We start from the raw sequence: 7,506 nt of genomic DNA on the forward strand, positions 1-7,506 counted from the left end.
GATAAATCCCTTTCGCATAGTCACCCTCCTTTGATAGAGCCTATTTTTTTGAACTATTTTAGCACAGGGATTCAGCGGAATTCAACGGAAAAAGGGTGAATTTTAGTCCTATAGTGTGCTATTATAATAAAACAGGAGAGCGTTTTATCGTTCTCCTCATCGATGCCGATCGGGTCAACAACCTTTGAGGAAGGATCCGAACACCAAAAATTTAAGGAGGTCAAAACACCCACGCCACATTATTAAGGGGCGGGGAAACAATCAGTAAAACAGGGGGAGAATATGGTGGACTGGGGAAAGATCCGGGAGGAATTTTCTTCGTCTAAGGGGTGTATTTATCTAAATAATGCAGCCGTTTCTATCATCCCAAAGCGTTCCTTTAAGGCTATTCCCGAAGTTCTCAGTGAAAGGTGCCTCACTGCGGAGGAGAGAATGGAACGAAGGGAGGCTCTCATCCTCGAGGTCAAAGAGCTCATCGCCAAACTGATAAATGCCTCAGCCAAGGAGATTACCCTGACCGTCAACACATCGGATGCGATCAATATTGTAGCTCAGGGGATAGAACTCACTCCGGGGGATAATGTGGTTATCCCGGCAACCGAATTCCCCGCCAACCTCGTTCCTTGGCTAAGCCTAAAGCGGAAAGGGGTGGAGGTCCGCCTGATCCAGCCAAAAGGTTGGAGTATATCTATTGAGGAATTGATATCCGCAGTCGACAAGAGGACTAAAGTGATCGCGGTGAGCGAGGTCTGCTGGATAAGCGGGGTGAGAGTGGACCTCGAGCGCTTAGGGGAATTTTGTGAGGAGCAAGGCATCCTTTTAGTGGTCGACGGAGTGCAGGCAGTGGGAGCGATCGGAGTAGATGTAAAGAGGATGAAAGCTTCCGCCTATGCCGCCGGAGGATATAAATGGCTCCTCTCTCCCTGTGGCACCGGTTTTCTCTATCTCTCGGAGGATCTCCTAGGGAAGATCCCCCCCACCTACTATGGGTATGAAGGAATGACGATAGAGGAGAAGAGCTTTTCCCTTAAACCGAAGGAAGGAGGAGATCGCTACCGTACCGGTTCCCTTAATTACCTGGGCATCGCTATGATGGGTGAATCGTTAAAGATGCTTTTAGAAATAGGAAAGGAGCAGATAGAGGAGCAGGTACTCACCCTAAAGAAAAAGATATACTCCCATCTTTCTAAAAAGGGTTACGATATCTCTCCTTTTTCCCGTTCCGGAATAATAAGTCTTTATTCAAAGAAAGCGGAGAAAATATACCGCCGGCTCCAAGAAAATCGGATAGTAGCTGCTTTCAAAGAGGGGAAATTCATCCGCTTCTCCCCTCACTTCTATAATACAGAAGAGGAGATTGCTTTTCTCCTATCTCTCCTTTAGCTGGGGGAGAGCGCTCCGGATCTTATCAACTTCTCCTTTAAGGTGTTGATAGAACCTTTGTCTATCTCGTATTCGTCCTCTATCAGCTCTACCTTCGGATTTTTAAGGGATAACTTCTTTACCTCTTTCCTGCAGGTGGGCATATAGATGATCACATCGGAATTGGCGAAAAGCGAAGCAAGTCCCTTGCTATCACTGGCAATACATCCCTTTATCTCATTTACCAAATGGGTACTACTTTGAATATAGCTCATCAACAATCTGAGAGATTCTGGATCACGGCAGACAAAACCTACCTTCTTATCCGGAGATACAGAAGCAATGCGTTCAAGGGTTTCAAACTTGGTGTGAACGATGACCGGGAATATCTCCACCTCAGTAGAGTCGAGTATCTCGCGGGCTTTCTGAAAATGGAAGAAGGTGGTAACAAGAAGATCAAGCTTATCCCGATAAAGGTAGAGCTCAGGAAGCATAATAGGGATTACTTTGAGCCCGAGCTCCTCCTCAAGATCCTTAGCAAACTCGTAGGTCTGAACTTCGTTGCACTCAGTAAAGCCGATCCGGAGGGCACGCTTTTTCCGTTTCTTCTCCTGATAGATTCTCTCCACCTGAACGATGAGATCCTCCTTAGATAAACCAGAACTAATCGCCTCCTCTACCAATTTCCCAAGCTCTCGAGAAACTCGCTCCTTTGTCGCCTCAGAGACAACCGTTGATCCATGAGGGGTTACAAACACACCACTTCCTTGGATAATCCGCACCAGCCCTTCATCCCGAAGTGATTGATAAACCTTGGTTACCGTATTGACATTAACCCCCAACTTTTGGGCAAGCTCCCTTGCTGGGGGAAGTTTGGAGTTCGGAGGAAACTCGCCTAATCCTATGCCCTGAATGATAAGTTCTCTTATCTGTTTGTGTAGGGTAACCCCCGTACCTCTTGCTATCTTAAACTTCATCCCTCCCACCTTATACAACGGTTAATCTTCCAAAATCTTCTTATTTTACCTCTCTTTTCCCTCTTTGTAAAGCAAATAAAACATTGAAGCTCCTCTCTTTCACGATCGGGGTTCTAACCTTGGAGACCCCTTTAATCTACCTAAGAAGGCACAAAAACTTTCTTCTCCCAAGAAAGGGGTTAACCGTCTTAGTTAAAATCAACCCTCGATGTTCTTCAAAAGCTCCTTTACCAACGGGGCATCCGGAGAGTTTGGTGCAAGCTCGAGAAACTTCTTTAGCACCTTCACTGCCTCTGCGGTATCCCCTTTGTTGAGCAGAGCGTAGCCAAGCTTAAGGTAAGGTTTTTCCCAATTTGGGTTTATCTCTATCGCCTTTTTATAAAGCGCAATCGCCTCATCCGTTTTGCCAGCAGCGAAATAATCCTCACCGAAATTGTAGTAAACCGCGGGATCGTTTGGGCTATGAGCGACTACCTTATTGACATAAGTCTCAGCATTCTTCAGATCACCCTTTCCGATGAGCGCTTCAGCCATCCCATAGAGGGCGGGAAGACAATCTGGTTCTTTCTCAATAACTTGTTCGAACTCTGCCTGCGCCTCCTCGAACTTATTGAGCTTAAGGTAGCAGTTTCCCACATTCACATGGATATTGTAGATGTCCGGGTTGGCTGCTAAAAATTTATTAAAAGCCTCGAGCGCTTGTTCATACTTGCCCTCATTATAGAGCTTATTCCCCGCCTCCAGAAGCTCTGCTCCAGAGACCGCTTCCTTTGTAACCTCCTCAATCGATTTGAGGACGAAATCAAGCGGTTTGTTCTGAAGGTATCCATACACCTTCCTAAAGGTCCTCATTGTTTGATAACCTTCAGCAGAAACCGTAAACTGCCAAGTACCCGGCTCGAGCCCCATAAGCACATATTTTCCATCCTTATCCGTTACTGCCTCGAACTTTTTTATCAGCTTTCGCTTGGCAGTAGCCACCACCTTAGCATTGGGAATAGGGTTCCCCTTTGTATCTACCACCTTGCCGCTAATCCTCCCCACCGCCTGAAGGAACGCAGCCGGATATGCTGGGGTAACGAAGCTTTCTATCCCGAAAAGGAGAAAAACAAGAAGAAGACATAACAATACATTCCTCTTCATTCTCTTAACCTCCTATTTAATAATATGGAAACTAACCGAGCGTTTAGCTGTATGCTTCCTTATATTATCACTAATCGCCACATTAAGGGTATAATCCCCTTCTCCCAGTCCATCTATAGGTATTGGTTGAAGTACGGTGTCGAAGGCGATATCAGCCGGAGGAAACAGTCGTACCAATTTACCACCACGGGAGATACTATAGGTTATGGTAAAGGAGGGCTTTCCTTTTTCGTCCACCCCATATCCGTATATATGATAGAAAAGGAGAAACTTCTCATCCTTTCCCTCAATGAATCTCGCTCTTGGATCAAGAGAAATGGCAAGTGGCCCTATTATCATCTTGCGATAGAGATAATTTACCACCGGACGAGGCTCCTTTTCCCGAACCACCTCACGAGCAAGAAGCAGGCTCGAGGTCCAAAGGGTGGGGGAAGAAAAATCAGGCACAAGCAACGGGATCCTAAAACCAGCGGAATGCTCGCTTGACACCTCTCTTAACCCAAAAGCCAGGGTATAGTTTCCCGGCTTAAGGGGGAAACCGGTAAAAAGGATGAATTCCCGGTTGCTATCGAGTTCCTTCTTGTTCAGATGAACCTCAAAGGGAATGAGAAAACTATGAAAGACCTTCTTCAAATCGGGCGAAAGCACCATCCCGAAAAGAGAAAGCCGAGAAGAAAGTTTATTCTTCCCTCCCCTTGAAAGAGTTAGCTTCTTGGGCTCAATGGAAAAGGCAATCGGAAGATAGCTCGCTCCATCAGAACCAGGGAAATAATAGAGCCAAACTTTGAATCCCAAACTATTCGGGATGTTCCCCTTGGTAAGAAGAAGTTTAAGGAGCTTTTCCTCCGCAGCAGGTACCACCTCCCGAGGTGGTTTTTTGAGGGGTATTTTCTTCGATTCCACCGGAGACTTGGTAACATCGGAGATAAAGCTTATTCGCGCTAAATTGGCAAAAGCTGCCTCAGGAGTGAGCGGTAGCCCCTGGGTTAAGAGGACATAATTCCCTAAGTTATTCCGGGTAAAAACCAGCTGATAGGTTCCCTTGAAGGTGGAGCTGTTCAGGTTATTATAGGTCCAGATGATCCGGTGATTGGGCGTCCCTACGCCTTCCTCATAAATATTGTCCGGTGGTCCATAGATGATGTATACCTTTCCCCGATCGGTGAGCCAGCCCTTCTTTCCTTCCTCCCTAAAATAACGATTGACATATTCAAGCCTACGGTAATACTCCTCCTTGTACTCGTTCCACTCAGTCTTCGGGGTAGGGTCCCTCCTCTTCCAGAAGTCGCGGATAAAGGCCTCCCGTTCGGCATCGGTTTTTAAGGCGAGGAAAGCTTTTCTTTCCTCCTTGGTTATGATATAGCGCACCTCGTCATTAACCCACCTCTTATACTTCTTAGGAATATCGGAGGCGAGGGAAAGCTCAAAGGCAAAAAGAAGCAACAAAATCCCCACCAACAAAACCCGTCTCATCTAAGCCTCCTTCATCTAACCGCCTATTATAACTCATATACAAAGGGAGAGCAATCTCAGGATAAAAAGAAAGGGGGCTCCCCAAAGGAGCCCCCACCACAATCATACCAGATTAGAAGATGAACCGAGCAGCAATCTGGACAATCCGCGGATCGAGAATACCACGAACCACATTGAACTCAGAGCCAGTCTGACCCTCCAGGGAAGTAGCGGTGTTCGAGTTCAGCACATTGAAAATATTGGCGAGAACATCAACCTTCCCATACTTGCCCAGGTTGAACCGCTTCTCCACCCGAATATCTCCGTAGTTGAGGGTGGGAGAGAACCGGGAACCCTTCGGCTCCACATTGATATCGTAGCTTCCCAGAGGATTAAGACCATACACCCGGAGCCAACGGGTGTAAGGACGACCGGAAAGGATGCGCCAGTAGGTGCTCACATGGATGCCATAAGGAAGGATGAAGTGACCGGTTATCTTCAGCTGATGGCGACGGGAAAGCGAGAGATTCCCCTCCGCATTGATGTGATAGTTCGGGTTGTCGAAGTAGGAAGCACCGGTCCAGGTAGCGTCGAAGTCGAGGTCCATCAACCCAGTGGCATGGGCATAAACATAGGAGACCATCAACGACCAATTATCCGCCATCCGCTTGTTGAACACCGCCTGAAGTGCCCAGTAATTACGATAGCAATGGGGCGGGTTGGTTACATAATATTGCCAAGCAGAGTTCCCTGGTCTCAGGCTGTAAACGGTGATGGTGCCATCATCGGCGGTACCGGTAATCCCATCCTCACCGGGATCGGTCACCGTCACCGGTTCGAACAGCTCCCACCGCCAATCGCCCTTGTTAACATCAAAGAGGTAGATGTCCACATCCTCGAGGAACCTGGTCTGCGGTTTGTAGATGGCGGAAAAGCTAACCCCAATATTGGGTCTCAGCTCCTGCTCCCAGCTGAGAACGAACTGATCGGTGTAGGGCGGTTTGGCGTTCGGGTCTATCGTCTTGTTGATGCCCTGCTGATAGGTGGAGTAGATCCTAAAATCGTTGTTATTGAAGTTCTTGTCCCAACCGCTATACCAGTAAGCCCGATAGTAATACCAGCCATTCGGGTTCACGGTGCAGAAATACTGGATGATATCGGCTGCGTAATACCGCCCATAGCTGAACTTGACCACCGATTTCCCATCGCCGAACACATCGTAGGTAACGCCTAACCGGGGGGAGAAGGTGTTCCAGGGAGCGATCGGACTGTAGCTCTTTTCCACGAATCCACCCTTGGGGATAATGCCGGTATTCCGCTCGTAGCGCACGCCTGCATTGATGGTCACCTTGTTGGTCAGGCTCCAAGTATCTTGAGCAAAGGCAGCATAATACCGCTTGATATCGTGCCGGCTGAAGGGATAGTAGAAGTAAGCCTTATACGGCTTACCGTTTTTGGTGTAAAGGCGGACGCCAAGTTTATTCCCCTCCTCATCGGTGTAGTAATATTCGGTATTATAAGCGACAGAGCGGATGTCCCAGGACTTCTCGAACTCGCCACCGAACTTGAACTCGTGCTTCCCATACCAATTATCCACAAAGTAGGTGAGCACTCCGTTATACTGACCGCGGTTCCGCTGATAGTGATCGTAGTAACCATAGCTACCGGAATACATCCTGGTAACCGTATCGTAGATACGGCATTTCTCGTTCTTCGGGTCGAGGTTGAAGTCGAAATCGACATAAGCGGCCCGGGCGATTAGGAACATATTGTCGTTGAATATATGGGTCCACTGCCCATTGTAGACATTGGTCGGGGTAACCTGAATCCAGGTGCACTCCTCAGGTCTCTGCCAGCTCGCTCCTCGATGATGGCGCTGGTAGTCGGTGCGGTTGTACATCCCCATAAACTTGTTCTTAGCAGAGGGCTGATAGGTCACCTTGAACATACCGGCATAGCGCATCCTGTCATAGGGGATCGCCGCACCATTCTCATCAACATAACCCTCCACATACTCAATAGAGTTGTACCGCCAATAGTTTCCGTAGAACCAGACCTTGTCCTTGGCAAAAGGACCACCCAAGCTGAGGGTCCAATCATACTCATGGTCGAAGCCAACCGCCTGCCCCTCAAACGGGGTACCTTTGGTGTTATCGGACTGGAGGCTCTTGTTCCGATAGAAGAGGACCTCCTCACCATGGAACTCATTACCACCAGACTTGGTGATGGCGTTCACCACCGCGCCCTGAACATTACCGTACTCCGCACTCTGCCCACCAACCGAAACCTCAAGCTCCTCAATGGCATCAAACCCAATCCGGAAGAACGGGGTACCGGTCACCGGATCGCCGAGGTTCACCCCGTCGAAGTTGTAGGCGTTCCCACGAACATCAGAACCATGAGCAGTATCCCCGGTTACACCAGGAGCGAAGTTGAAGATAGCGAACATACTCCGAGTACTCGGCAGGTGACGCAGAAGATCAGTAGTGAAGTTCACACTGATGGTGGTCGACTGCTTATCCACTACCGGCGACTCACCGGTAACCGTTATCGTCTCCGCTACCGCCGCCAC

At 48.4% G+C, this 7,506-nt stretch carries 5 protein-coding genes; 1 reads left to right on the forward strand and 4 read right to left on the reverse strand.

All coding sequences use genetic code 11. The features are described 5' to 3' along the window. Window positions 1-282: 282 nt before the first annotated feature. Complete coding sequence (locus J7L64_06460; protein MCD6451983.1) at window positions 283-1,383, forward strand: aminotransferase class V-fold PLP-dependent enzyme; 1,101 nt, start codon at window positions 283-285, stop codon at window positions 1,381-1,383. On the opposite strand, the gene J7L64_06465 is transcribed toward J7L64_06460, so the two are convergent. From J7L64_06465 to J7L64_06480, 4 genes are all read right to left on the reverse strand, one after another. Then, window positions 1,380-2,339, reverse strand: coding sequence for a GntR family transcriptional regulator (locus tag J7L64_06465; protein MCD6451984.1), 960 nt, complete (start codon window positions 2,337-2,339; stop codon window positions 1,380-1,382). The two genes, J7L64_06460 and J7L64_06465, sit on opposite strands and share 4 nt — an antisense overlap. Before the next feature lie 198 nt (window positions 2,340-2,537). Further along, window positions 2,538-3,482, reverse strand: a complete 945-nt coding sequence (locus J7L64_06470; GenBank protein ID MCD6451985.1) for a tetratricopeptide repeat protein — start codon at window positions 3,480-3,482, stop codon at window positions 2,538-2,540. A gap of 12 nt (window positions 3,483-3,494) precedes the next feature. Next, a complete protein-coding gene (locus tag J7L64_06475) occupies window positions 3,495-4,955 on the reverse strand; it encodes a GWxTD domain-containing protein (GenBank protein ID MCD6451986.1) in 1,461 nt (486 codons plus the stop codon). Window positions 4,956-5,067: 112 nt separating this feature from the next. Beyond that, window positions 5,068-7,506, reverse strand: a 2,439-nt coding sequence (locus J7L64_06480) for a TonB-dependent receptor (GenBank protein ID MCD6451987.1), incomplete at its 5' end; no start/stop codon positions are given.

The sequence above is a fragment of the Acidobacteriota bacterium genome, from assembly GCA_021161905.1.
In the GTDB taxonomy this organism is placed as follows: domain Bacteria; phylum Acidobacteriota; class B3-B38; order Guanabaribacteriales; family JAGGZT01; genus JAGGZT01.

What these genes read in the sequence shown, in the direction of transcription:
- J7L64_06470 (MCD6451985.1), bottom strand. Translation starts at nt 3,482, where the DNA reads ATGAAGAGGAATGTATTGTTATGTCTTCTTCTTGTTTTTCTCCTTTTC.
- J7L64_06460 (MCD6451983.1), top strand. Translation starts at nt 283, where the DNA reads ATGGTGGACTGGGGAAAGATCCGGGAGGAATTTTCTTCGTCTAAGGGG.
- J7L64_06465 (MCD6451984.1), bottom strand. Translation starts at nt 2,339, where the DNA reads ATGAAGTTTAAGATAGCAAGAGGTACGGGGGTTACCCTACACAAACAG.
- J7L64_06475 (MCD6451986.1), bottom strand. Translation starts at nt 4,955, where the DNA reads ATGAGACGGGTTTTGTTGGTGGGGATTTTGTTGCTTCTTTTTGCCTTT.